The organism is Aliirhizobium wenxiniae (genome assembly GCF_014201355.1).
Classification (GTDB): domain Bacteria; phylum Pseudomonadota; class Alphaproteobacteria; order Rhizobiales; family Rhizobiaceae; genus Neorhizobium; species Neorhizobium wenxiniae.
On record NZ_JACHEG010000010.1, the window covers coordinates 1 to 26486 of the forward strand.

The window sequence follows — 26486 nt, forward strand, 5'->3', positions numbered from 1 at the left end:
GATACGCCGCGTCGAATGGAAGAACTGATCGCCTGGCTGGATGATCAAGGGCGAGAAAAGCGGCTCCATCCACTTTTGGTTGTCGCGATCTTCATCGTCGTTTTCCTCGAAATCCATCCATTCCAGGATGGCAATGGCCGCCTATCGCGTATTCTGACCACCTTGCTGCTCCTGCGGGCCGGCTACGCTTACGTGCCCTACAGCTCGCTCGAAAGCATCATCGAGCAAAGCAAGGAGAGCTATTACATCTCGCTTCGGCGCACCCAGGGAACGATCCGCAGCGCCGAGCCCGACTGGAATCCCTGGATCGAGTTCTTCTTGAGAGCCCTGCATCGGCAGAAGACGCGGCTTGAGAAGAAAATGGAGCGCGAGCGTATTATCCTCGCCGACATGCCGGAATTGTCCGTTACATTACTCGAGTTGGCGCGCGAGCACGGGCGCATCACGGTCGCGGAGGCTGCACGGATCACCGATGCAAGCCGTCACACCATTAAGGATCATCTCAAGGCACTCGTGGATCAAGGGCACCTCGTCCTGCACGGTGCCGGCCGCGGCGCCTGGTACGGTCTTTCCTAAAGAAGGGGGTGTCAAGCCCATCTGAATGGGGCACCTTTATGAGGTACGAACTCTCGACCCCTTCTTTAAGTCGGTCATGCAATCAGTAGCTTAGCTGATTAACGCCAGAAGCGTTTGGCATCGAGAACATCTTCGAGCGCCGATTGAGCTTGCCCGACGAGGGCCTGCTTGTCAGCATGGGATACCAAATATTCCAATCCTGGTATGTCAGAAATCCCGTGGGTCCTCAGAACTTCAGGACCCGTCGCCAGATCGTTGAGTGCGCCGAGTTCATCCTGCAGCGTCTCCATAGCGCTGACGAAACGCTTGTAGCGTCGCGACCCCTTCTTGTCCGAAAACAGCGAACGGAAAAATTCAGACGCGTATCGCAGCTTTTTTGCGTCCTTGCGTGCCTCGTGTCGATGCTCGTCATCAACGCCTGCAAGATCCCTGCCGTGCTTCTTTAGCTTCTTTCTTGCCTTGTCGAGCGCTTCAGAGGCGAACTCGTCGACCTTTCGCTCCCGGATGTCGCGGCTGGCCGGATCCCGAAGATACTCTCCGCAGTGCAGCCACTCGTAGAAGTCCAGCATCAACGCGCGCGTGCGGGAACTGTCGATCGCCACCATCACGTCCTCATATGCGCTGGCGCGCTTTCCCGATAGTTTGTCTCGCAGTTGCCCTGGTTTCGCCTTTGGTAGCAACACGTCAATGTTGCGGACCTCGCCAAGAACGTCGGCCAGCCATCGCAACTCTCCTGACAATCGTTTTGTCTCACCGTCACGCAATATCGGCTTGAACAGTGTGATGGCCGACCGCAGACGACGCAATGCGACGCGGGCCTGATGTAAGGATTCAGGGTTTTGCCTCACCCGCATGATTTCTTCGTTTAGACGAAACTGGCGGAAGCATGCCGACATGATGGCTTTGAATGCATCGGCTGTCGAAGTGCCACGATCCAGCTCAATTGGTTCCGCCTTAACGACCGAACGGGCTGCTTCCATCAGTCGATATCCGCGTTCCGCCTTCGAGAGAACGCCGAAGCGGACCGGTACGACTGCCTCGATCTTGCGGGCCAGAACGAAGAGGTCACTCGCCTCGCCGTCCTTGAGCTCAAGTTCCAGTTCAACGAATGGGGCTTCCCGGTCGACTGCACGCGCGCAGCCGATATCCAGGGCGACTTCGATGGTTGAGCCATTTTCATTGACGGTCCAAATCCGCCGCTCGTTTGAGACCTCGAATTTCGCGGCCACGTCATTGAGGCCGTCATCGAACTCGTTGAGGAGCGGACTGGAGTGGTCGAGAACTGGAACCTTGCCTGCAACCGGAAACTCCCATTCATCGCGGGCGAAGATCGAGGCGCTCGGACCCGTCGCCTTGATGGTCTGCACCTGAGTGTCGCCTTCCTGCCGGATGCGAAGCGTGAAGCCAGAGGCAAACAAGAGATTGTCGGGGGTATCGAAATAAATCGAACCCTGCGAGACGCTCCGCGGCTCCCCTTTAAAGAGATCAGCAGCCACCAAGCGATCGACATCGGCACTCTGAATTTCAAGCTTCAATTCGACTTCGGGCAAGGGAGCACTCCGCGATTTCGTGACAACACCGTCGAACGCATGCGGTCTGGAATTAGTTCATCCTCCTGTAACAGGTATGACGGTAGCACCGGCAGGCAAGTGTTCGGGGAGATGGACGAGATGAAGCGTGGTTCCAAGGCGGTGAAGATAAGCTCTGAGCCCTCGGTCATAGAACAGGCCGGTGCTCTCTGTTTTCGCATCACCGCCGACGGGACAAAAGAAATGCTCCTTGTCGGCAGCAGGCGCAACGGGAGATGGGGTCTGCCGAAAGGGCACATGGATCCTGGCGAAACCTCCCATGCAGCCGCGGCGCGGGAAGCCTTCGAAGAGGCTGGGATTCGAGGCACTATCTCCGAGGCGATCGTCGGATCCTTTCTTTACTCGAAAGACAGCAGTCCCTCTCGCTACCGGGTGATCGTGCACGAACTTTCGGTGACCTCGGTCGAAGATAGCTATCCTGAGACAGGGCTTCGAGCCCGCGAATGGTTTTCTCTTGAGCAAGCACGCGAGATTGCCGGCCATGACGGTCTTCGAACGTTATTATCTTCGATAGTTTGACCGTTGGCCTTTTAGAAATGCAGGAAGAAAACGACGTTGATGGCTTCACAAGCCTCGATCAGAATGCGCAGAAACAGCCAGCTCTGTTAGTACTGTCGCTCCTCGACCGCCGCGCCGATCTGCAGGAACGGCTCGGCTTGATCGACATCGACCGGCGAATTTCGCAAGCGACATCCCTTCGCTCCGAAGTGAGCGAACTCTCTCATATGGCAGATGATATCATCCAGCGACGCGTGGAGAGCTTGAAAGGGGAGATCTACGGCCTGGAACTCGAAATCAAAAAGAGGAACGATCATGCGTCGAAGGCCTGACATCTCCGACTTCGATGTCCTGATTATTCCCGATGGACTGGGGAACCCGTCGCGACGGCACTACGACGAACTCGCGGTCGACACCGTCAGACATTTCCTCCTCTCTAGCAAAGATATCGTTCTCTTTGACTGCAGCGTTTCGCAATCCACCGAACATCCCTCAAATTCCGAGACGTACGCCTGAGATTAAGATCTTGATGACGATCGAACCTTTGACCCAGTTATTTGTCATGAACTTAGAGGCAGAGGATCGGTACCTTCGCCTAGAATTGCAAGGTATCGTTGATAGCTGAACACGCGGCCACGCTTGCGGCCGGTGACCTCATCAACAATGCCCAATCGCTCCAGATCGGCGAGTGCCGCGTTGACCGTAGGTGCGGACAGACCTGTTATTTGAACAATCTGGTTCGCCGTGTGAAACGGATTCTGCTGAAAAAGCTCGTGAATGCGAAGTGCCGACCCTGCTCTATCACTCTCCACCGTGATCCGCTCCCGATCTTCCTTGAAAAGATCGACGATTTGAGTGGCAGCCTCAAATGCCTGATTGGCGGTGTCGGCGACGCCGGCGAGGAAAAAGTCTAGCCAGGCTTCCCAGTTTCCATTCTCGCGGACCTCTTGCAGTAGCCGATAGTATTCTCTCCGATGGGATTTCAAATAGAGGCTGAGGTAGAGCAGCGGCTTTCGCAAAACACCGTGCATGCACAAATATAGGGTAACAAGCAGACGTCCTATACGGCCATTGCCATCGAGAAATGGATGGATCGTTTCAAACTGGACATGCAGCATGCCAGCTTTGATGAGCGCCGGTAACCGAGATTGGTCGTCATGCATGAAGCGCTCGAATGCATCCAGGCAACCGGCCATTTCGGTGACGGGTGGCGGCACAAAGAGTGCGGTACCGGGGCGCGTGCCACCAATCCAATTTTGCGAGCGGCGGAACTCTCCTGGATCCTTGGTGCCTCCTCGCCCACTGTGTAGGAGCCGGGCATGCATCTCGCGGATGAGACGCAATGACATGGGCAGCGTTTCCAGCCGCTCCAAACCATACATCATGGCGTCCACATAGTTTGAGACTTCGCGAATATCATCAATCGGCTGCCCCGCCTGAGCTTCAGTCTCAAACCGCAAAAGATCGGAAAGCGTCGACTGCGTGCCTTCAATCTGCGAGGAAAGAACAGCTTCCTTTCTGACATACATATAAAGAAACAGCTCCTGTCGCGGCAGCAGCATTGTGATACCATCCAAGCGTCCTAGCGCGCGTTCTGCCAGACTGAGACGCTCGAGCAATGAGAGCACATCAATCGCGGGCTCGGGCGGCAATGGTGGGGGCACGAACGCCCGCACTGTTTCATTGGCAGCTATCGTCTCGACAAAACGACCCAGACGATGTTTGGACTTGGAATCAGACATGGCCGATTATCGGTCTCACTCCTTATTTAAGCAAGATACGCTTCGTTTAAATAAGCGATAGACTTAAATAAGCACGCTTAATTAACGCGAGCACATTGAATTCCCGAGCACTGAGCCGGAGTGATTTGCGTAGGACATGAATGCGACGATCACGCAGCGTTTGAATTGCCATGCCCGATAAATCCATTCTTAACGCTCGCCCCCTATTTCCGCTCGCCCTCGGCATTGCCGCCGAGAGAAACGGAATGATTATGACCAACGACATTTCATCACGCCATTTCCAGCGAAAGATATCCCAATTCTGCGAGCTACGTATTGCGCCAATCGCATCCAGGCGGGTGCTGGAGAATATCCGGCCTTACCTGGTCAGTTTAATCATCTATCGGAAATCGCCCCCGCTCCTGAATGGCCATATCGACTGGACGATGATCAGTCAGGCCTGTGGGATCGAAGCCGATTTGACGGCAGAACTGAAAAAGCAGCTGCGGCCAGGCCTGGATGCAATCATCCGGTGGCTCGGTGTAGCACCAGCGGTCGAAGAGAAACGGTCGCCAAAGCAGACAGCTCGCCCGGACAACATAACGCCTGCCAAAAAAGCAGCCTCCGCAACCTCAACCAGAAAGCCTCAACGTGCGGCCGCGGATGGCAACGTTGCCCCGCTTGCATCTGCGCCACGTGGACCGGCCCCAAAACCGATTAGCCCTTTCCCGGAACCACTACTCGAAGCGACAGAAGATCCGGCGAGCTTTCAGGATGCACTCGTCTATCATATGCGTCGGTTCGGCGACACCTATTGGCAGCTCTACCGCGCAGTTGTTCATCTGAATGAGACCTTCGACAATAAGACGCTGCTATCCTGGATCCAGGGCGAACGCGTGCCCCGATCTGTCGCCAGTTTCAATATCCTCCGCCGCATCGAGCGACGCTATCGGCTTTCGGAGGGATATTTCAAAGAGAAGCTGCCGCACCAGGCACGCTCGGTGTATGGTCACGATCTCGGTGACATCAGTCCAGCTGAGCGTCGACGGATTTCATTACACCTGCCAGAGGACTTCAACAACCTCCCCTTTACCAAGCGAGAGGAGATCCTCGATTGGGTGCGCCGGGTGATCATTTCCGGCTCCACGGAATATCGCCGCTATCAGGCGGCAGCCAGCAAGCAGCGATATGCCATCCGTTTTCCCGGAGTCACTTATGGCAGCAACTTTCTTTCTTCTCGATTGTTAGCCTCGGCGGCCGGTGCCAATCAGAACGTCGCAGCAGAACTTGATGATCCGGATTTGCTCTCCGGCGTTGTCGACGCGCCGCCGAGGCTTGCAATGGAAATGGCTGATCTCATCCGCTTCAAGACTTCGACGCTGACGGCTATAGGCTTTCACCGTAACGGCGTCTGGGGTGAAGAAACGGCCTCACAGAAGATTGAGCACCTCGGCTTGATGTTTGGTGCGCTGGCTGCCTCGCCAAATGGCGCCGTGAAGGGTTTCGGCGTGCCAGTCAGCCGGTTGAGCTTTGGCCTTCTCGTCTTCCCTGGTGTTTGGGACTGGTACCTGCAGTGGCGGGAACAGCGGCGTGGTTTCTACACTAAATGGGAAGAGGATATGTTGATGGTCGCCCAAGCCCTATCTCGCGCGGACGTCGGCTGGATCCGGCAGCACCCGGAACTCCTTCGGAATGTCATGCCCATCGCGGGTTTGATCGAGCAGGAAGAAATCGATTTTGCGGCTCGCGACTGGCATGGCGCCTGCGATGCGTTTCATCGACATGCCGCTAACCGATCCAAGGAAATCCAACGCGTCATGCGCGTTCACCGCGATCCGTTTGAACCGATCATGTGTGTCCTCGAGGCCGAGAGCCCATTGGCTGAATATCGTAAGATTACGGACGAGATCCTTGAGCGGATGCCGGATGAAAGCCGATACCCGCGGCCGGCGGCCGAAGCCGTCAGGTCCTTCCTGCTCCTCCGACTTGGCCTCCATCTCGGGCTGAGGCAAAAGAACCTCCGCCAACTTCGTGTCTGCCCACGCGGGCATTATCCGACATCAGAGCGCCGGCTTGAAGACATGAAATGCGGGGAACTGCGGTGGAGCGATCGCGACCATGGGTGGGAAGTCCTTATCCCATCGGTCGCATTCAAAAACTCTGGCTCCTCCTTCTTCGGACAGAAGCCGTTCCGGCTAATCCTGCCCGACTTGCTCGACCTCTATAAATACCTCGACGCTTACATCGACCGCCATCGTGGCGTTCTGCTCAGTGGAGCCAAAGATCCCGGAACCCTGTTCGTCAAAACGGTGAAGACAACCAGTATCGATGCGGCCTACAACTCCACGACCTTCTACGAGGCATGGCGGACGGTTATCCAACGCTATGGCATTTATAATCCCTATACTGGACGAGGTGCAATCAAGGGCTTGCTGCCTCATGGACCCCATAACCTGCGGGACATTCTCGCGACGCATATTCTGAAGCAGACAGGATCATACGAGCAGGCGAGCTACGCTATTCAGGACACGCCCGATGTCGTGCAACAGCACTACGGTCGTTTCCTGCCGCAAGACAAGGCCGCACTGGCGGCCAAAATCCTCAATCAGGTTTGGGAAGCTGCATAAAACCGAATGAGACGCTCGGCTTGGATGTTGGTTACAGCCTACGTCTGAGCCGAGCTCGTCGTTTCGTCTTGATGGGTATCGAACCTACGACCCGAAATTAACAGCGCTTCAAGTTCTCTATTAGAGGAAAGCCTACTACACCGCGCTATCGACCATCTCCGATTGGTGTACGCAGACCGACAACCCGCGTGACCAGGCTATCCCCTAGTCTAATTTTCCGGACCCGGCGGGCGCCCTAATCTCCTGCGTGAAATCGACCAAGAGCTTTAATGGTCGCTTTTTCACATTCAGACAGGAGTATCCCTTGAGACTTTACTACTATCCAGGCGCATGCAGCCTTTCGGATCATATCGCTCTCAGAGAAGCAGGTGCCGAGTTCGAGATCGAAAGTGTCGACTTGCAGACAAAAATCACTTCCTCTGGTGACGATTTCACAAAGATCAACCCGAAAGGATATGTGCCAGCGCTCGTCTTGGACAACGGCGATGTTATCAGCGAAAACGTCGCGATATTGGACTGGATAGCGTCGAGCTACCCCGAGCTCGGCGTCGAGGGCAATCTCGGTCGAACACGCTTGCTCGAAGTGCTGGCCTTCATCTCTTCCGAGTTGCATCAGGGGTTTGAGTCTCTCTGGTCACATCGAAGCGCAGACGAGATCGCTCGTGCCAAAGCTGCCCTAATCCCCCGATTTGGCTTTTTGTCGGAAAGCTTCGAAGGAGCGTTTCTGTTCGGCGAGAAGCCCACTGTTGCGGACTTCTACCTTTTCGTGATGCTATTGTGGGCAGAGCGCTATTCGCTGGGCTTGGAACCGCATCTCGTCGAGTATCGCGAAAGATTGAAATCGCGTTTGAATACTAGCGGGGCAATGAAGGCAGAAGGTCTAATCCAATAATATCGCGGCTGACGCGAACCCTGGCCAATGTAGCGTCAGGCGCGCGTTGCTGTGTTTTCGCATCACCTTATTTCCTGTATTGATATCCACCGCCTGGACTTGCAGCCAAAGCCGAGGACTGGCGCCCGGCGAACCGCTAGGCTGCAAGATTTACACACCTACCGTTTCCCTCGTTGGAACGCGTGGCGCCATCTGAAAAACTTTGCCGCTGGATGCCGGCGCCCACTAAGGTCAAAAGTCACTAACCGCTCATCGCCACCCTGGGGGAATCCGGGGTGGCGTTTTTTATTGAGGCGGCCACAAGGGCGCAACACGTCTTTAAGATTCTTCTTGCTCAACCCGTTTCCGGTGTTGTGGCCGTCCCCACACGAGCAATTCTATCTAGTGCGGGTAGAGCAAGGTGAGGCTAATTATCGATTGCTCCCGAAGTGCCAAGAGATGGCATCATGAACTGCCGCTCACTCTCTACATTTATTCGAAAAATGGCAATCGCACGATACTTAGAGCAACTTCCCAAGGTCCCGCGCTGATTGATTTAAGTAAAACTACTTCCGTTAATGGCTCACAACGGAGATAAATATGATTGAGAGCTTTTCCTCGACTCGCCCCTTTATCAATAACCGATTCCCCGCGCCGGCGATGCCATTCCGCCGTGATTTCTTGGTCGCCGGTCTCTCTGCGCCAATTCTTGTAGCAGCGCCATTGAGCGCTTCTGCAAAAACAAACGAGAAGATGGGTACGAGCACCAGTAGTGCGAGCAAAGATACCAATTACGTGACCACGACCGATGGCATTGAGATCTTCTACAAAGACTGGGGGCCAAAGGATGCTCAGGCGATCGTCTTTCATCACGGGTGGCCCCTTTCATCGGACGACTGGGATGCTCAGATGTTGTTCTTTCTCGGCAAAGGTTATCGCGTAATTGCGCATGACCGCCGTGGCCATGGGCGGTCAGGCCAACCCAGCAACGGCCACGACATGGAGCACTACGCAGCAGACTTCGCCGCCGTCGCCAAACATCTGGACCTGCGAAACGCGATCCACATCGGTCACTCCACAGGCGGAGGCGAGGCCACCCACTACGTCGCCAGACATGGTCAACCCCATGGTCGTGTCGCGAAGCTGGCCCTTATCGGTGCTGTACCTCCGATCATGGTCAAGACGGTGAATAACCCTGGCGGGCTCCCGATTGAGGCTTTTGATGATCTTCGTGCCCAGCTTGCCGCCAACCGATCCCAGTTCTATTTCGATCTGCCGAGCGGCCCATTCTATGGTTTCAATCGGGATGGCGTTAAACCGATCGATGCGATCATTCATAACTGGTGGCGGCAGGCAATGATGGGCGCTGCCAATGCACACTATCTCGGCATCAAGGCGTTTTCGGAAACCGATTTCACGGAAGATCTGAGAACGATCACAGTGCCGACACTTGTCTTACACGGTGATGACGACCAGATCGTTCCAATTGCCGCCTCTGCGCCGCTCTCCGCCAAGCTTCTCAAGCACTCGACACTCAAGACCTACGCAGGCCTGCCGCACGGGATGTGCACGACGCACGCCGACGTAATCAACGAAGACCTGCTTGCTTTCGTTAGAAGCTGAGCAGCGCCGGAAGGCGGCGCATGACCCGTGCCGCCTTCTCCACTCTCTCTGCCTTAATCCTATGAAAAACGTCAGGTCTCATAGCGATGAAAGCTAACCGACTTGCCATTCGTTATGCGTGCCTTCTCTTTTGGCCGAGACGCTATACGAATTCGTGCAGCCGACACGAACAACAGCTTAGATGATATAGTCCAACGACTGATACCTTCTGCACGTCCTGTTGCATATCGTCTTTCCACGTCTCCGACAAAGAGCCGAAGGAAGGATGCATACGTGGCTCACACAACGACCAAGAAATACACGTCCGATATCAAAAAAAGCGTCCTTAAAGAGGACTCAATGCACGCTCCCGATCAACCAGCGCCGCCAGTTCAGGCCGATGCTGAAATGGAACGCGTCCTGCGAACCGCGCCGTTAACATCCTTTAGTGTGCACGATCCCTTCGAAACCCGACTTGCCCGCTGGAAACATCAACCGTTCCATGACGTCGTGAAACCGATGTCCGACCATGTTGTGATGACATATCTCGGCGCAATGCAGCGCCTCGATCGCACATCCGGGCGGGACCACCACTCGTCCGTGGGGCGGCGGGGTTCAATTACATTTATCCCAGCCGGATCCAGCTCCCGCTGGGACATACATGGCCCAATGGATATCGTGCAGGCTTACATGGCGCCCGAACTGCTCGAGCAGATCGCCAAGGAATGCCCTGGCCCGACGACCTCGCTGGTGGAAAGTACGGCGCGACCCGACAGCCTACTGGCAACGCTTCTCGAAAAGTCGATTGAGCCTTCAGTTGAACCGGCATATTTGGAAAACCTGTATCGCCAGCAGCTCACGACGTTGATTGCAGTTCACGTCGTCAAAGCGCACCGAGATATCGCTGAGGCGTTCAGTAATACCTTGGGCGGGCTTTCTCCCTATGTCCTGCGGATGAGCCTCGAGCGCCTCTCCACGGACGATGACAGAGACATCTCGCTTGGGGCGCTCGCAGACGGAGCAAACCTCTCACGTTTTCACTTCTGCAGGGCTTTCAAGAAAAGTACGGGTGTCAGCCCTCATGAATGGCTACGTCAACGGCGGATGGAGCGCGCGATGGCGATGCTTCGCGATCCGCGTTTACAGGTGACCGAGATTGCAGAGCGACAGGGTTACGCGACGCTGACGGCTTTCAGCGTCGCATTCAAACGCCACACAGGTCTGACACCCAGCGAATGGAGAAGGGCTGCCCTGTGACACCGTCTGATCGATCTCATACCAGCGTCATGCCGCCGTCAACGTGAAGTTCGATCCCGTTGACGAAACTGCCAGCATCAGATGCAAGAAACAGCGCCGCGCGCGCAAGCTCCTCTGGCCGACCCATACGCCCGGCGGGGATAAGCGACGCCATATGCTGCTCGAAATCCGGGAGCTGCTCTTCAGAAACGCCGAGCTTGCCCAAAATTGCGGTCTCAACAGGTCCGGGGCTTAGTATGTTGACCCTGATTTTCCGTGGTTTCAGCTCGATTGCCCAATTTCGAGCGAAGGCAGAAACCGCTGCCTTGGATCCGGCATAGACCGCATGATCAGGCAGTACCTTTGTTGCGGCGAGCGAGCTTGTGACGATGATATTGCCGCCATCCCGGATCAACGGCGCCATCGCCTGCACTCCGAAGGAGACACCCCGCGTGTTGATGGCGAAGTGCTGGTCATATTCTTCCGGCGTCACCTTGCTGGAGGCAGTGAGATTGATGACGCCGGCATTGGCCATGTAAACATCAAACTTGCCGAATTTCTCGGCAATCATTTCGGCCAGTTTCTGGTGATGCTCCAGATCGGCGGTATCACCGACGAAACCCACAGCTCCGCGACCAATTTCATCGACTGCCCGGGCGACTATATCCGCCCGCCGGCCGGTGATGATGACTTGCGCGCCTTCATCGGCAAACAGTTGAGCAGTGGCTTTGCCGATCCCGCTATTGCCGCCGGTTATGACGGCAATTTTGTTCTTGAGATGCTGCATTGTTCTGTTTCCATTGAAATTGAGCGGAATTCGATTGCCGATGCGCTCTTACCTTACGGGCTCGGATCTTTCTTGTGAAAACCTGTGCCATGGAACGGTGCGATCGACTGGCAATCGGAAAGGTCACTACAGACATCGCACGTCTACCGGGCAAAAACCGAATGCTCGTTAAGCGCCTGACCGAATAGGAAGTGCCGTAAGCGATGAGGTCTTCGACCAATCGCATACGGCACCAAACTTTAAGGCTGTTGGATCAGTAATCCCAGAAGACGGGGACCCAGCGGAAGGCTTCGCCGTCTGTCGCCACCCGGCCAACCGATGGAAAAGGCAAATGCGTCGCAACCAGCTGTTCGCCGGTGTCGGCCAGTTCCCTCAGAAGCTTCAACCGGACCCGAGCGGCCTCCTCCGGGTCGTGCTCGAAGCCATTGTACCAGTCGGGATGATCAAAACCGACCGCGAAGATCGCATCGCCAGCGAATGTCAGCCGGTCGCCGCCCGATGAAAGACGCACGACACTGTGCCCTGGCGTGTGTCCGCCCGTACGGTGAATGACGATCCCCGGTGCGACTTCATACTCATCTTCGAACGTGTTGATGAGGTCTCGATATTCTGCAGCGAATTTCTTGGCTGCGGCGCGGAGTGCGTCAGGAAACCCCTGCGGCATATTCACATGCGTGAAGTCCGGGTTTTCCCAGAAGTTCAGTTCGGCAGCCGCAACGTGAATTCGCAGATCGGAACGCAGCCGTTCCTTGACACCTTCGACGAGGAGCCCGCCGACATGATCCATATGCATATGAGTAATGATGATGTCGGTGACGGATCCGAGATCCACACCGGCCGCCTCGAGCCGCCTGACCACCTGTCCGGCCCTCGGCAGGTTCAGGTCCGGGTCAAGGCCAAGACCGACGTCGATAAGTATCGTCTGCTCGCCGTGGCGGACGAGAACGACGTTCAACGACCAGTCGAACGCGTCCTGGGGCAGGAACATTTCGCCAAGCCAGGCCGCACGCTCGGACGCTTGCGCATTGTGCCCTAACATCTTTGTGGGAAGCGGGAGAACACCGTCGCTGATGACCAGCACTTCGATCTCACCGATCTGAACGGCGTAACGCGACGGAACAAGTTCTTCCGTTCTAACTTGGTCAGCGCGTAAAGCGTTAACTGCGCTCATGCTTGTCTCCTATTGATTAGAATACGTGGAATTGTCACAGCGCTTCGTCGTGAAAAGTACCCGTATTGCGATGTCAGAGCATCGGGATGACGAGACTGCGCTTCGGATTGTAGGTCCGTGCCCGTCAGCGGTCGATTGGGCCCTCTACGAGGCCGGCCTAGCCATTGGGCTATAGCGAGTTATGCATTCCGCTTATACAATCACCGTAAAGACCAGTGCGCAGTGAGCTGGGTCTCTCGCCGGAATTTAGCTATGCCTTGCCAGCGCTCTTCGGATCGATTCCAGCAAGGCGTGGCCATCGAAGGGCTTTCGCAAGATCTTCTCAGTGCGGGATGATTTTCGATCCGACTTCTCGTGCCTGCCGCTTATTAGAAATATGGCAATGTGAGGATGTTTTTCCTCGACGCAGGCCTGCAATTCGAAACCGTCCATATCCGGCATGCCGATATCGGTGATCAGAACGTCGATCTCGTTAAGTCCGGCAGCCAGAAGCGCAGTGGCAGACGAGAAGGTTCGTGGGGTAAACCCGGCTGATTCCAGGAGCTCCTGGAGAGACTCAAGCACTTGTGGATCATCATCGACAACTGCAATCACTGCCGCGCGTTGGTTCATATTCTCCTCCATAGACCGCGGCATGCCCCATATTCGCTATCGACCGGTCTGCTATCCAATTGAAACTCTTTGCCATGCAAGGCTCGGGACGAACAATAAGAACGCGCCGGAGGCTTGCAGTTAATCGATGTGGTCCAGTGCGGCTCGCAAGGTAAAAATGAAAATCGCGCCCTGAGGTTCATTTTTTTCCGACCACAGTTGGCCCCCGTGCGCTTCGACAATCGAGCGAGAGATCGAGAGACCCATCCCCATTCCCTGATCCTTGGTCGTGAAAAACGGTTCGAAGATTTTAGTCGGAAATTGAACGCCTCGACCGCAATCGCTGACAGACACTTGAACCAGATCCTCGTTTCGGTGAACCTTCAGCGTCACTGTTTTTCTATTCGATACGGATGTCATTGCATCCATCGCATTGCGGACGAGATTCATGACGACTTGCTGGATTTGAACGCGGTCGAAGGGGGCGAGTATAAGGCCCACTTCCAGATCGAGCTCAATACGTATCCCCCGGCGCGAAGCTTCGGACGCCAAAAGATCTCGAATTTCGAAGATAATCTTATCGAGGGAAGTGCTGTCTCGCGTATCTCTATCCTGCTTGAACAGAGCGCGGATACGGGCGACCACATCAGCGGCCGAGTTAGCGCTGTGAATGATGCGATCAACCGCTTTCTTTGCTCTTTCGATGTTCGGCGGGTCCATCGTCATCCAGCGCTGGCAGGCATTCGAGTAGTTCATCACTGCAGCCAGTGGCTGGTTGACCTCATGCGCGATAGACGCAGAGAGCTCAGCAAGACTTGCCGCCTGGCTGGCGCGCGCCAAGCTATCCTGCGCCATGCGGAGATTTTCTTGGGCCCAGACCTCTCCGTCGATGTCGAGGCAAATCACATTCCATTGGACGATGTCTCCCGCATCATTCCGCATCGGAGCTGCTCGGGTCTCTACCCACCGATATTCTCCATTATGCCGTCGTAGCCGATGTCGCCGGGCATATGGCTCGCCCGTCGTCAGGCAATGATGATATTGTTCCTTGACGCCAGCTACATCGTCTGGATGCACACCCGAATCGAGAGTTCCATCGAGGCGGGTTTTCCCGCTGCCATCCAGCGCATCGAGATTGTAGCCCAAGAACTCTCGAAGCTGCTGGCTGCGATAGAGCGGCTCTCCGTCCGGCCCTGCACAATCGATCATCGCGGGCAATGTTTCCACTAACTGCCATAGGAAGCGTTCTCGCTCGCGTAACGCCTCCTGGGCCTTCATCTCTTCCTCAATATCGATCGACGCAATATACCATTGAACGATTGCGCCATCTTTTCCTCTCAACGGCTGCGCCCGCGCCTCGATCCAGCGGTAGCTTCCATCCGTCAATATCCGGCGAAAGCGATTGATGAACGGCTCACCAGTTACAAACCCATGCTTGGCCCGGGCAAACATGACAGGAAAGTCATCTGGATGAACCACTTCCCGGGCTAGGGCATCAAAGTCTTTGACATGTGGAGACGGCGTCCCAGCCTGCTTCAGATACCGTTGGCTCGCATAGGTCATTTGACCTGAAGGCGAGAAGCTCAACACGTTGAACGGAACAGCCTCCAGCATTTGCTCCAGCTGCTGCTTACTTTGGTGAAGCGCCTTATCCGATCGAACCTGATCTTCAATGTCCTGGGATAGTCCGTACCACTGGATAATTTCGCCGTCGTCGCCGCGAAGCGCTTCTGCCCGCCCTGCGACCCAACGATAAATGCCATCCTTCCCGCGGAGGCGGTATTTTAAGGAAAATGGGTTGCCAGTTTCAAAAGACTGCTGAAGAGTCGCGGCGAAACCTTCCGCGTCTTCAGGGTGGACCAAAGCTTCGATAAATGCAGAAAGCCCCTTTTTCTCCGAAGTGTCATAGTCACCGACGTCAAGTCCAAAGAAATCGACGACCCTTTGGCTGAAGAATACCGGATCACCTTCCGCACTTAGGCGCCATAAGTAACTCGGCACCATGTTGACAAGTTGTGAGAACTCCCGCTCCCGGTTCCGAAAGGTTTCGACGCTGTCCTCTAATGTACGCAATGCGAGCTGATGCTCTCTCGAAACGGCGGCGACCACGAGCGCCGAAAAGGCTGAGATCGCCAGGAAGAGCTGGAGCATGACCTGCCGATGCTTCTCCGTAAGTTGATCGTCGACCGCTTGGCTGCCGCCCGATACGGCGAATAGCACCGTGAACACCGCGAGTATGGCGAGTGCCATGGCAGCGCCTTTGAATTCGAAGCGAACGGCAGCCCAGAGTAAGGGTGGCATTATGATGTAGGCGAACGGAAGGTAACCGCTCAGTGTCAATGCGGCGAGACCGAGAAGAACGAGGCACAGCGCACCAGCTTCTATTAGACGTTGGATCGAGATCCGGTTGGCATCTCGCCAGCTCTGAAAAACCACCAGCGCAAGCGGAGCAACGATTAGCACTCCGGTCGCGTCTCCAATCCACCAAAGCGGCCAAGCCGTAGTAAAGGATTGCGACTGAATGTCGAACCATGCAAGTGCTACGCTTCCAACCGTCGCACTGATGATCGGCGCCAGCCCTCCTGCGAAAACGATGAGGGTCACGACCTCCTTTAAGGTCTCGAACCGGTGGCTTTGCCCGGCGACGCGATGCACAATCCAGGCCCCGATCATCGCCGCCAGCGCGTTGCCTATGTACATGACAGCTGCAGCGACAAACGGGCTATGAAACCACAGAGCGTTCGCGGCGAGTTCGGCGCCTGCGCCCGATATAATCCACCACGGCCACGTACCTTTCCCCGCAAAGAGAAGTGTTGCGATAAAGAGGCCGCCGGGTGGCCATACTGAGATGCCCGTGCCTGGCACGACCGCGAGCAGCTGAGCAAACCCACACCCAAGGAGATAGGCAAAAAAGAATAAACCTAGATACCGTGCATCGGGTAATCGAGACAGCAAAAGCTTTATCGGCTCGATCACCCGCCGAGACAACGTACCGTCATTTAAGCGCCCACCAGTATCCAAGACCACCGCTCCCCTTCAGCCAGAACATCATGGTCCAGAGAGAGTCGGACTTGATCAGTGTTCAACGGCTTGAGGGAAATGATAGCTTGAAAAAATCGATGGCGAACCTCTTCTGAAGGCTAGGTTTTGGTTAGTTGGTAAAGATTGTACGGATCGATCTCAGGAGAGCGTGCGGTGTATGATCATCTTTCGCCTCCGCATGAGCGACGCGCCGAGCTTCTTCCTCGTGCATCGCCAGCCTTGCAGTAATCTCGTTAGCCAGTTCAGGCCTGCTTCTGAACAGATCGGAGAGATCATCGCGGCTAATTTCCCATATTTTCACGGCGGATATAGCCGTGAGGCTGCAGTCATTGAGTGATGATGACAAGCTCGCGTCGCCATAGAAATCACCTGGTGAAAGGCGTCTTTGCTCCAGTCCATGCTGCGTCACGGCGACTACACCGGAATCAATCACGAAAAATGAGGAAGGTTGCTTGCCTTGGGGCATTATCGAGGCCCCCTGTGCAAAGACCCGCGATCTGACAGAACGGGCAAGCAGATCCTTGTCTGCTCTGGCGAGTGTTGCGAATATTGTATTTTGGTCGATGAGCTCGATGAACCGCTCTTCGGCGGGCTGGTGGAAATCCGCTCCGCTTGTTGCATCCGCGAAAAGCACAGAGGATGCGGACGGTGCAAGTTGCAGGCCAGCCGCTCTGCAATGGCGATGAAGCAGATCGATGATTTCGTTTCGAGCTTTTGCCATCCGCATTGGATCCATAACACGTGCATAGATGTCCGCGTCGACGGCATTGGCATCGATACTTTTGAGGGCGACCATCGGCGCCGGATCTTTGATAATCAAGTTGCATCCGGCCAGAGCAGTGTTAAGTACAGCCTCGATCGACGAGGGTGTTCTTGTCGGCTTGATCCTCACATTCAATTGCAGAAGATGCGTCTCTGTCGGCCGGCTGACATTAGTGAGGCCGAGTTTGGCCAATGCACTATTCGGCAAAACGACGACATTATTGGCTATCGTCAATATTTGTGTCGAGCGCCACGTGCTGGCGACAACTCGCCCTTCCATGCCATCGTTGAGGCGTATCCAGTCTCCGAGTGCAAATGTGCGACCAAGCGTTAGAGCGATGCCGGAGAAAACGTCGCCCAAGGTATTTTGCAGAGCAAGCCCGAGCGCGATGGCAATTACACCGGAGGTCGCGATCAAGGTTCCAACCGGCAACCGAAACACGAATGCGAGAGCCGATAGCGTGACGCACAAATAGACGCCGCCGACAACAATGTCTTGGAGAAGCCGCGCTTCACGCGGCCGGCCTTCGAGCACGAGATAAATGCGCACAAATCCGATGACGGCCCAGGAGAGGTGCAACCACCATAGCATCTGCCCAAGAATGACGAAAAACGTATGCTCATCGCCCGATTGAAAACCACCTGATTGACCAAGCGGGATCCGCCCGAAAACAAGGACCGATGTCATGGCGCCGAAAAATACGATTTGCACTACGAGCCGCAGGTTCGAGCGGGCCGGACCAATAAGCTTCCAGACGATCATTCCGGCAATGCCGAGAATGATAAGCCATGCAACAGGATCGCTGGCCAGGTCACCATACTGAATTTGTGGCATATCGATTTTCCCCGAACCTATAGTGGATTGCTGAATGGGTAATGTGCTTGTGTGAGATCCGGGGCGCTGAGCGGGCAACGGCGCCGTCAGTAGCCGATCCCGGCGATATAGTTCTCCATCATTTGTTCCTGCAGTTGCTCTTGTTCGTAGAGCACCTTCAAAGCATCCCGCATATCGAGCACTCCAAGAGGTCTGGCCTCGGCGCCGAGGACCGGCATGTTCTGTAGGCGATTGCTGATCATGATTTGCCAAGCCGCTTGCAGATCATCCGCCGGTTGACAAGCAATGATCTTGGGATTCATGAGCTCTTCGACCGAGTTCGACCGTCCGTGATCGGCAATATGACGGATGAGATCGGATTTGCTGAGCACACCCTTTGCTCTGCCATCGGGTGAGCAGACAATGGCGAGCCCGATTCCGGGATTGGACAGTGTCGCAGCGGCGTTCTGCACCGTTGCCGCTACATCTATAATCTTCAAGCGAGCCGAGATCATGGGGTAGAGTTTTTCGATGCGCATCGCATTCTCCTGACGAGACCGCGCAGCTGCCGGATCCGTCTTCTATCGCGAAATGTCAACCGGAGTGGCGCGGCGGCAGCGCCACTCCGGTATGCCGGCGATCGTCCTGCCCAATGCGGGACAATCGCCGAACAAGTCCGCGGGCTACGCCGCGCGGACGGATTGTTGGCAAACTTACTTCTCGTAGTTCGTGAGATTGGTTTCGGACGTATCGACCACGAAGACCGCCAGAAGACGCGCACGTTCGGTCTTGCTTGCGTTTTCGCTAACCGCGTGGTGATCGCCCGGGTATTCAGAAAAATTCTCGCCCGCATGGTAGACTGTGACGGGCCCGCCGTTGACCTGGCTGGTGATCGCACCTTCCAGGACAGTCGCATAGATGAAAGCTGAGTCCGGATGGGTGTGTGCTGGAGAGGAGCCACCGGGTGCATATTCGACGAGCACACCCTTCAAGCTTTTTCCCGGAACATTCGGAAGCGGTTGGTCATATACGACCTTCACATCCTCGCCTATGGCGTCATGGGCCGAAACAGATGCGGCCAACGACAGCACGCAGGCACTCGCGCAGATGAGCAATTTCAACATCGTCAGTTTCCTTGTTCGTGAGCAGTCCGCCTGGACGATTTCGGTGCCAGGCGGACCTGAGACAGAGCCAGTTACTTCTGTTGCGCCGAGTTGGCTTTCAGCCAGTCCTCGAACCGGATATCGCCGAGATGAGCACCGGCATCCGGTACCAGCGTCCGATCGTCGATCTCGACTTCGAAGTAGCGGGCCGTCGGATCAGCCGTGACAGTGCGTGGATCGTTTGTCGCCTTCAGATACCGCGCGATGAACTCGTTCATCGGTCCGCGGTCAGGGCCGGCGATCTCGGTGATTGAGTTCATCGGTTGGCCGACCGCAACCTTTGCCATCGCGTCCGCTACGTTGTCGGCCGCGATGGGCTGGAATGCGCCTGTCGGTGCCCGAACGATCGAGCCTTCGGTTGCAGACTGCGCGATCGCGCCCACAAACTCAAAGAACTGGGTCGCATGAACGATCGTGAAAGGGATGCCGGATTTCTGGATATGCTCTTCCTGGAGGAGCTTTGCACGAAAATATCCCATTGCCTGCATGCGGTCGGTGCCGACAACCGACAATGCAACATGATGGCGTACCCCGGCCTTCTTTTCTGCCGCAAAGAGATTGCGCCCTGCCGCTTCGAAAAAGTCCATTGCGGCCTTTTCCTCGAACGAGGGAGAGTTTGCCAGATCAATGACGACTTCTGCTCCGGCAAGAGCTTCATCCAGACCCTCTCCGGTGACGGTGTTCACGCCGGAATTTGGCGAAGCGGCAAGGACGTCGTGTCCCAGCTTGGAAAGCCTTGCGACGGTCTTTGAGCCAACAAGGCCTGTGCCTCCGATGACGACGATTTTCATGTTAGATCTCCTTGTTAGAGTTGTGTGATTGATATTCAGTTGGAGCCGTGGACAGGCTTGGCCTCTTGGCTATCGCGCACTGCTTGCTCGATGAGCGAGACCACTTCCTTCGGCCTCGACACGATCAGGGCGTGCGAGGCGCCGTCGAGTACGACAGTTTTCCGTGCATGGGCGCGTTTCGCCATGAAGCTCATGACCGCTGGCGGAATGCAGAGGTCGCGCGTACCGTAGATCGCGTAGGACGGCAGCAGCTTCCAGGATGCTCTTTTTGTCGGCTCAGCCAGTGCGGCTTCGGTAACCGGTCGTTGCGTGACCGCCATCTGTTCGGATATCGGCTGAGGAACGTCTGCAGCGAATTGATCGTGGAACAGGTCGGGCCGGATATAGAGATCCCGGTTCCCATCCGGCAATGCGACGGTGTTCAGCGTCTTTGGCAGCGTACTTCCTGGAAATTTCGCAGAAAGGCTGGTGCTCGACTCTCCTACATCGGGTGCGAAGGCTGCGACGTAGACGAGTGCCTTGACGTTAGGGCTGTCGTTCGCAGCCTCGGTGATGACTGGTCCGCCATAGGAATGACCGACGAGAATGACCGGACCGGGCACCGAACGCAGATAACTTGCGACAGCTGCACCATCGTCGGCGACGCCGCGCAGCGGGTTGGCTGCAGCAACGGTTTTGTACCCGTCTCTTTTCAGCTCATCGATGACGCGGTTCCAGCTCGACGATTCTGCGAATGCGCCGTGTACGAGCACGATCGTCGGCTTGGGTGAAGCGTCCTCGGCAAAACCGAAGGTGCAGGCCGCGACACTCATTACACTGCTGAGAAGAAGAGTTCTGATCGAGTTCCGCATCTGGTTCTCCCATCCGACGTTTTCGCTGATGGGAGATTGCGCGATTAAGCTCCTTTGGCCTATCGAGCCTTGGACGAGGTCATATAGTCCCAAAGGCGAGGTCGCGCACCTCGGATGGCTGGCACATTCCGCACGGCGGTGAGTGAAGCATCGCGACACGTCAGGCAGGCGTGCAGGGCCGGCGAGGATAGAAGGATTTCCGCCATAGTAAATTGAGACAGCAGGAGACGCGCTTGCCCAACCTCTCCGCCGAGGCATCAAGGTTTAAGTCTCTACGGCGGGTGATTGGTTTGCTTGGGCCGACCCGGCATGAACCGGCCTCCGGCCTTAAGTGTTCAGGAAAACACTAGGAAGATAACGACATTGAAGAGGCGTCGCGTAACGAAGAAGGCAAGGCGTCCCAGACGCGAATGAGTTCTCCCACCGAAATGGTCTGCATCTTCCGCATGACGTTGCTACGGTGGAGTTTGACGGTCGCCTCGCTGATGCCCAGATCAAAGGCAATCTGCTTGTTCAGCCGACCAAGCGCGACTTCGTAGAGGATCTGCTTTTCACGCGGCGTCAAGGTCGCAAATCGAGATGTGTGCTCATGCGTATTTTCCGCGAGCTTGCGTTGATCGACATCTCGTTTAATCCCGGCAACCACTGCATCGAGCAAGGTCTGATCCCGCACGGGTTTGGTCAGAAAATCCACTGCCCCCGCTTTCATGGCCTGCACTGACATGGGAATATCGCCATACCCGGTGAGGAACACAATCGGTTTGGTTTTACCCTGCTCGTAAAGCTGTTGCTGAAGGTCAAGGCCGCTTGATCCCGGCATTCGTACATCCAGAACCAGGCAGCCTGGCCGGTCAGGAAGTGCCGCGGTCAGAAGCTCACGTGGCGATGGAAAGCAAATCACATCCAGACCAACGGATTCGATCAATTCCTGCAGCGAATTCCGAACATCTGCATCGTCATCGACAACGATTACCAGCGGGCTATCGGCGATAAGAGCCGCCGCCGTCATTGCCCGGCCCTCCGGCAGGATTTCATCGCTTTCTTGTCATCATCAGAAACTGGACAATCACTCATGACCCTTCTCCAAAAATCCATAGTCAGAATGCCATTTTGTTGAAGGCGGATTGCTTTCGCGCGCAGCACTTCCATTGGCGCGGAACGCTAATTCAAGGTCGATCCGCCGGGGCCTTTCGAAATGGCTCTGCTCTCGATCCACCGATCGATGTCCTCGTAGAATTCCGCAGGCGCCTTACGGCCAAATTCCTCGGCAATATCGGCCAAAGACTGAGTTGCCAAAGCCTCGCGCATCGCCTTCTCTGCACGCAACATCACAGCATGGATCGCACAAACGCCTTTTGTTGCCCAAGGCGGAGGCTTCCCGTCAAAGGCCGCACAGCGACCGCGAATCTCCTGACAGTCGAAGAGAGGTTTTTTCCCCTCGATCGCATCCACCACCTCAAGCACACTGATCTGATCGGGCGATCTAGCTAGCCGGTACCCCCCCTTCACCCCCTCAAATGCAGCTACGATGCCGGCACGTTCAAGCTTCGGGAAGATTTTTGCCAGAAAGCTGGGAGAAATTCCTTGTAAGTCAGCGAGATCCCGGCTGCTGAGAGGCTTGCCTGGGGATCCCATCAGCCACATCAGACAATGCAAACCGTATTCAACTCCAACCGTCATATGAGCCATAACACGGACTATATTTGTCCGCGTTTATTTTGGCAAGGGTCAAGTTGCCGTCTCACTTTTGGCTATTTGCACCAACTGTTCGAGATCATGTGATCCCGTAGGCTGGGAGTGTCATTGTAATTCGTGTGCCGACACCGGGCTCGCTTTCAAGCTGGATGTCGCCATCGGCCGCCTTCACGAAAGTTTTAACAGCGGACAGCCCATAGCCCCCTTCGCGCGATGACCGTGTTGTGAACAAAGGTGTGAAAGCCCGCTCGAGTGTTTCCCGTGTCATACCCATCCCATCATCGGCGACCACGATTTCAACGCCAGCGACGCCAGCCGCAACAAGCGCCCGTGCAGCGAGCAGTATCGTGCCGCCGTCCGGCATCGCATCACGCGCATTGACGATCAGGTTCAAAAGCACCGTCTGGAAACCAATCACATTGCATGCCAGGCGAGGCAGGTTTGGCTCTGCCTGAACTTCGAAATGAATTTCGGGCTCCCAGATTTTTTCGAGCAAGGCTTTCAAATCGAACAAGCAAGTTCCGACACAAATGCTATCGACCGGCGTATAGCCACCGCGAGCGGATCTAAGAGACTGGCGAACGAGACCGCCGGCACGTTCCAGCGAAGCCTGAGCGCTCAGAATGATTTGCGAAGCCTGCTTATCGCGAGAAATGCAGCGACTACGCGACAAAATATTGAAGGCGGATGTCGCGACCTGAATAAGATTGCCGAGATCGTGGATGACGGCTGCCAAAGGCTCGTGAACAGCGTGTGATTCATACGCGGCATTTATCGAAAGCGTCGGCCGAGGCTCTGCAGGCAAGACTGGCTCTGATTGCAGCATTTTGTCCTCCGGATCTACTGCGATGGCTCGTTCCATACGGAACTGCTCCAAAGCCTAGAGGAGAAGACGCTTGGTATCGACCTCGCAATCGACCCAAGCAGACCATACGGAAGGCTAGGTTTCCTACCGCTTTCGATGTTGCCCAGCGCGAATGCTAACGATTGGCTCAAACACAGCGAGGACCTGCCGGTAGGGGCTATTGTGCCTAGCAATTTGGCGAGGTGGCGCACTCCTTAGGAGGATGAGGACCTACGCCAGTCCAGATGGGCGATGACGTCAAAGCAATGCATCATCCTGGAACCAACCAATCGCCATATCCGACGGCCCAGGCTCGTGAGTTCCCTATGAAATGGCTGCTAACACTCATTCTCATTTTTTGCTCGAATCCCATCGCTGCGGCCACGGTGAGCGTTTCCAAACTCGATGACGAGCGGCCAAAAACGTTTCAGCAGCCGGCAATGCCTACAGCTTCGACATCAAACCTTTTCTTGCAAGCCTCTCCCGCACCTGACCAAGATGCAGCTGTCGGCATCGTGAGCTGGGAGAAGCGTACTCGCGCCAAGATACACGCGGTTCTCTCAGCCATTAGCCTCATTCCGCACGAGGCACGCCGCGCGTTAGAAATCCTTGTTCGTGATGTGACGGAAAATGGCTATTTGCCAGTCTCCACTGCCTTCGCCCTGCTGGTTGCCGCAGGCGCGGCGGCGGAGCGATCAATACGTCGGAACCGGCTGAATCACTGGGATGGACTGGAGCAATACCTCCCATCACTTGTCCTCTCGATGCTCATCGCACCACTCTATTTTATCGTGAATCTTCCGCCCTCTGTCCGTCTCATTGCTGGCTCATATCTCCTTTTATTCGTGGCCTACCGCTTTGCTTCAGCCTTGGTTGACCACGTAGCGCCTTACTCCGTTCGCAGGAAACTCAAGACCGTCATAGGCTTATCACTGTTTACCGCCGCCACAATTATGGTAGGCGACGTGCTGCTTATCGATCCAGACGTAGTCACAGCGATCGAGGTCCTGGCTTCCTGTGTGATATTGATGCTCGTCATGAGGTTGACCTGGACCACGGCAGGTCGCGATGCGGCAGTGAACACGGCGCTATCACTCTATATCGTGGGCGCTTGGATCCTTTGGTGTTTGGATGCGCGCGCGTTTTTCTGGTTGAGCGTATATCCAGCGCTGCTTCCACCAATCCTGCGCTCCATTACGCGTGTCGTGCAGGACGTCGCCTGTAGAAAGCTTCAGATTCCGGATTCGAACAGCCGAACGATCTTGCTTGTGCGCGGAGGCAGGGCATTCGTTCTAGCGTTGGCTCTTGCATGGCTCGCGTTTGTTTGGGAGACCGACATCAATTTCCCGGGTCACAATATCCCGCTAGTTCATCAAGCCCTTTACGGCCTTCTGCGCGGAGCACTCGTGCTTCTCGTCGCTGACATTGTCTGGCACCTCGCGAAGGCCGCCATAGATCGAATGCTCGCTCAGCAAAGCTTGCCTTCGGCTGAACCGCTCGAAAATGGTGAAGCAGAGCATTCCACGCGTCTGCAAACGCTACTCCCGATCCTGCGAAACGTGCTCGCGGTTGCTATCTTTGTCGTTTCGGGCCTGACGATCCTCGGGCAGATCGGCGTCGATATCGGTCCGCTTGTCGCAGGAGCGGGTATTATCGGAGTGGCAATAGGCTTTGGATCGCAAGCGCTGGTACGCGACATTATAAGTGGCTTTTTCTATTTGTTCGACGATGCTTTCCGGGTCGGCGAGTACATACAGGCGAAGGATTATCGCGGGACCGTCGAGGGTTTCAGCCTCCGATCTGTCAAGCTAAGGCATCATCGAGGTCCGATTTTCACTGTTCCCTTTGGAGAGCTGGGCGCCGTGGAGAACATGAGCCGCGATTGGTCCAAGACCAAAATACTGGTCACCGTTCCTTATGACACGGATCTCGAAAAAGTCCGCAGGATCGGAAAGGCTATCGGCCAGGCGTTGCTCGCGGATCCGGAAGTGGGCCGTTTCTTCATCGAGCCGTTGAAGCTAAAGGGTGTCGAAGATTTCGCTGAGTATGGAATCGTGATTAGTTTCGCAATGATCACCGTGCCAACCGCCCAACAGAGTTTCATCAAACGCACGGCCTACGCATCGCTTCGGAAAGCCTTCCAGGAGAATGGGGTGACTTTTGCCCAGCCGACAGTCAACATCGGTGGCAAGGATTCTCCGGAGGTCATAGCTGCCAACTGGGAACACCAGCGAGCAAAAGCATCAGGCCAAGCGAACGGCTGAAATTGCCGACTACTGCAAGAGGACGTGTCTTCGCGTTGAACAGATATGAACCAGAAACCCGTCGATCTCATAGGATTATCATGAGGTATCTGCATGCTGTGATCACGGAGGGCCCACAGCGACTGTTAGTCTAAATTCAGGTTGCCCAATCCTCGACACGTAAACCGGGCACGCGATCGAACTCGCGCCGGTTGTTTGTCACCGTGATCAATCCACGAGAGCGCGCATGCCCTGCTATAAGTTGGTCATACAGACCAATAGGCGTTCCGTTTAGAGCAAGTTCGGCTCGTAATTGACCAGTATGGCTGGCTGCGAGCTCATCGTAAGGCAAGACCTCAAGGCGTGCGGCGAAGCCTTCTACAACAACCAGATTTTGTTCGGGATTGGCAGACCTTTCTGCTCCATAGATCAATTCCATCAAGCTAACTGAGCTAATGCATAGCTGACCGTGATGACGATTGAACGCATCTCGGACCTGCTGCGGCTTGTTCTTGATGGTGAAAATGCAGATGTTGGTATCGAGCATGAATTTCAACATCAGAAAGCTTCACGCTCCTGCAAGGCAGGCTGATCACGGTCGCCCATAAAATCCGATGTCACCTCAGCACCCTCGAACCAGCTATCCCAAACCTCACCGGCCGGTGTGATGATCCGAGTGCGTCCAAGCACTACAATATCAACACGCTTTACGTCATCAGGCAGGGCAACAGCTTTTGGCAGCCGAATGGCCTGGCTACGATTGCTCTGAAATACCGCACCTTGTTCCATCAAATGCTCCTTTGGCATCTACGTCTGGCCTACCCCAGAAGATATTTTCCGGACTTGGATATGTCAATGGGATATACATACAGATATGTACTTCATTCGCGTTGAGGTGATCTGCATTCGAACGCGCTTTCATCCACCTCCTCAGCACCAGGAGCGTATCCAAAACGTTTCGGCTTGACTCCCAAAACGTTTTGGATAACCCTCAACTGTCTGGGAGGACTTT

General features: G+C 55.4%; 24 protein-coding genes. 8 read left to right on the forward strand and 16 right to left on the reverse strand.

The genetic code is table 11. The features are described 5' to 3' along the window. Window positions 1-15 precede the first annotated feature (15 nt). Window positions 16-576, forward strand: a complete 561-nt coding sequence (locus HNQ72_RS26220; RefSeq protein WP_246450595.1) for a Fic family protein — start codon at window positions 16-18, stop codon at window positions 574-576. Between the two features lie 98 nt (window positions 577-674). Here the strand turns inward: HNQ72_RS26220 and HNQ72_RS26225 are convergent, their stop codons facing one another. Further along, window positions 675-2126, reverse strand: coding sequence for a CYTH and CHAD domain-containing protein (locus tag HNQ72_RS26225; RefSeq protein ID WP_183996899.1), 1452 nt, complete (start codon window positions 2124-2126; stop codon window positions 675-677). A 120-nt stretch (window positions 2127-2246) separates the two neighbouring features. Here HNQ72_RS26225 and HNQ72_RS26230 point away from each other — a divergent pair, with 120 nt between their 5' ends. Further along, window positions 2247-2684: an NUDIX hydrolase gene (locus HNQ72_RS26230; RefSeq protein WP_183996901.1), complete on the forward strand. Its 438-nt coding sequence runs from the start codon at window positions 2247-2249 to the stop codon at window positions 2682-2684. 17 nt (window positions 2685-2701) lie between these two features. Then, the gene (locus HNQ72_RS26235; RefSeq protein WP_210319727.1) at window positions 2702-2995 is read left to right on the forward strand and encodes a hypothetical protein; all 294 of its coding nucleotides are present in this window, start codon (window positions 2702-2704) and stop codon (window positions 2993-2995) included. Window positions 2996-3223: 228 nt separating this feature from the next. Here HNQ72_RS26235 and HNQ72_RS26240 read toward each other — a convergent pair whose 3' ends face one another. After that, entirely contained in the window at window positions 3224-4405 is a 1182-nt protein-coding gene (locus HNQ72_RS26240; protein ID WP_183996905.1) for a Fic family protein, read from the reverse strand. Between the two features lie 245 nt (window positions 4406-4650). Between HNQ72_RS26240 and HNQ72_RS26245 the strand changes: the two genes are divergently transcribed. The 4 genes from HNQ72_RS26245 to HNQ72_RS31150 all read left to right on the forward strand — a co-directional run bounded on the left by HNQ72_RS26245 (window position 4651) and on the right by HNQ72_RS31150 (window position 10741). Continuing rightward, on the forward strand, window positions 4651-7011 hold the full coding sequence (locus HNQ72_RS26245) for a hypothetical protein (protein ID WP_183997221.1): 2361 nt from the start codon (window positions 4651-4653) through the stop codon (window positions 7009-7011). A 304-nt stretch (window positions 7012-7315) separates the two neighbouring features. Beyond that, window positions 7316-7903, forward strand: a complete 588-nt coding sequence (locus HNQ72_RS26250; RefSeq protein ID WP_183996907.1) for a glutathione S-transferase N-terminal domain-containing protein — start codon at window positions 7316-7318, stop codon at window positions 7901-7903. Window positions 7904-8635: 732 nt separating this feature from the next. Continuing rightward, window positions 8636-9505: an alpha/beta fold hydrolase gene (locus tag HNQ72_RS26255; protein WP_183997222.1), complete on the forward strand. Its 870-nt coding sequence runs from the start codon at window positions 8636-8638 to the stop codon at window positions 9503-9505. Between the two features lie 273 nt (window positions 9506-9778). Continuing rightward, a complete protein-coding gene (locus HNQ72_RS31150; RefSeq protein WP_183996909.1) occupies window positions 9779-10741 on the forward strand; it encodes a helix-turn-helix transcriptional regulator in 963 nt (320 codons plus the stop codon). A 16-nt stretch (window positions 10742-10757) separates the two neighbouring features. Here HNQ72_RS31150 and HNQ72_RS26265 read toward each other — a convergent pair whose 3' ends face one another. The 12 genes from HNQ72_RS26265 to HNQ72_RS26320 all read right to left on the reverse strand — a co-directional run bounded on the left by HNQ72_RS26265 (window position 10758) and on the right by HNQ72_RS26320 (window position 23249). Next, window positions 10758-11507, reverse strand: coding sequence for an SDR family NAD(P)-dependent oxidoreductase (locus HNQ72_RS26265; RefSeq protein ID WP_183996911.1), 750 nt, complete (start codon window positions 11505-11507; stop codon window positions 10758-10760). Between the two features lie 253 nt (window positions 11508-11760). Then, entirely contained in the window at window positions 11761-12678 is a 918-nt protein-coding gene (locus tag HNQ72_RS26270) for an MBL fold metallo-hydrolase (protein ID WP_183687154.1), read from the reverse strand. A 246-nt stretch (window positions 12679-12924) separates the two neighbouring features. After that, window positions 12925-13290: a response regulator transcription factor gene (locus HNQ72_RS26275; RefSeq protein ID WP_183996913.1), complete on the reverse strand. Its 366-nt coding sequence runs from the start codon at window positions 13288-13290 to the stop codon at window positions 12925-12927. Between the two features lie 120 nt (window positions 13291-13410). Continuing rightward, window positions 13411-16290, reverse strand: coding sequence for an MASE1 domain-containing protein (locus tag HNQ72_RS26280; RefSeq protein ID WP_373289506.1), 2880 nt, complete (start codon window positions 16288-16290; stop codon window positions 13411-13413). A gap of 130 nt (window positions 16291-16420) precedes the next feature. Continuing rightward, complete coding sequence (locus HNQ72_RS26285) at window positions 16421-17908, reverse strand: mechanosensitive ion channel domain-containing protein (protein WP_183996915.1); 1488 nt, start codon at window positions 17906-17908, stop codon at window positions 16421-16423. A gap of 86 nt (window positions 17909-17994) precedes the next feature. Further along, window positions 17995-18426, reverse strand: coding sequence for a CBS domain-containing protein (locus HNQ72_RS26290; RefSeq protein WP_183996917.1), 432 nt, complete (start codon window positions 18424-18426; stop codon window positions 17995-17997). Between the two features lie 174 nt (window positions 18427-18600). Continuing rightward, window positions 18601-19011 (reverse strand): cupin domain-containing protein, encoded by a 411-nt coding sequence (locus tag HNQ72_RS26295; protein ID WP_060723604.1) that lies wholly within the window; start codon window positions 19009-19011, stop codon window positions 18601-18603. 71 nt (window positions 19012-19082) lie between these two features. Further along, window positions 19083-19841, reverse strand: a complete 759-nt coding sequence (locus HNQ72_RS26300; RefSeq protein ID WP_183996918.1) for an SDR family oxidoreductase — start codon at window positions 19839-19841, stop codon at window positions 19083-19085. 35 nt (window positions 19842-19876) lie between these two features. Continuing rightward, the gene (locus HNQ72_RS26305) at window positions 19877-20692 is read right to left on the reverse strand and encodes an alpha/beta fold hydrolase (RefSeq protein ID WP_183996919.1); all 816 of its coding nucleotides are present in this window, start codon (window positions 20690-20692) and stop codon (window positions 19877-19879) included. A 346-nt stretch (window positions 20693-21038) separates the two neighbouring features. Beyond that, on the reverse strand, window positions 21039-21701 hold the full coding sequence (locus HNQ72_RS26310) for a response regulator transcription factor (protein WP_183996920.1): 663 nt from the start codon (window positions 21699-21701) through the stop codon (window positions 21039-21041). Window positions 21702-21853: 152 nt separating this feature from the next. Further along, window positions 21854-22381 (reverse strand): RrF2 family transcriptional regulator, encoded by a 528-nt coding sequence (locus HNQ72_RS26315; RefSeq protein WP_183996921.1) that lies wholly within the window; start codon window positions 22379-22381, stop codon window positions 21854-21856. Window positions 22382-22466: 85 nt separating this feature from the next. Continuing rightward, entirely contained in the window at window positions 22467-23249 is a 783-nt protein-coding gene (locus HNQ72_RS26320; RefSeq protein ID WP_183996922.1) for a sensor histidine kinase, read from the reverse strand. Window positions 23250-23476: 227 nt separating this feature from the next. On the opposite strand from HNQ72_RS26320, the gene HNQ72_RS26325 reads away from it, so the two are divergent. Next, window positions 23477-25495 (forward strand): mechanosensitive ion channel family protein, encoded by a 2019-nt coding sequence (locus tag HNQ72_RS26325; protein ID WP_183996924.1) that lies wholly within the window; start codon window positions 23477-23479, stop codon window positions 25493-25495. A 136-nt stretch (window positions 25496-25631) separates the two neighbouring features. Here HNQ72_RS26325 and vapC read toward each other — a convergent pair whose 3' ends face one another. Together vapC and vapB are read right to left on the reverse strand one after the other, a co-directional pair. After that, window positions 25632-26033 (reverse strand): type II toxin-antitoxin system tRNA(fMet)-specific endonuclease VapC, encoded by a 402-nt coding sequence (vapC, locus tag HNQ72_RS26330; protein WP_183996926.1) that lies wholly within the window; start codon window positions 26031-26033, stop codon window positions 25632-25634. Next, window positions 26033-26263: a type II toxin-antitoxin system VapB family antitoxin gene (vapB, locus tag HNQ72_RS26335; RefSeq protein WP_183996928.1), complete on the reverse strand. Its 231-nt coding sequence runs from the start codon at window positions 26261-26263 to the stop codon at window positions 26033-26035. The genes vapC and vapB overlap by 1 nt, the downstream gene beginning before the upstream one ends. Between the last annotated feature and the right edge of the window lie 223 nt (window positions 26264-26486).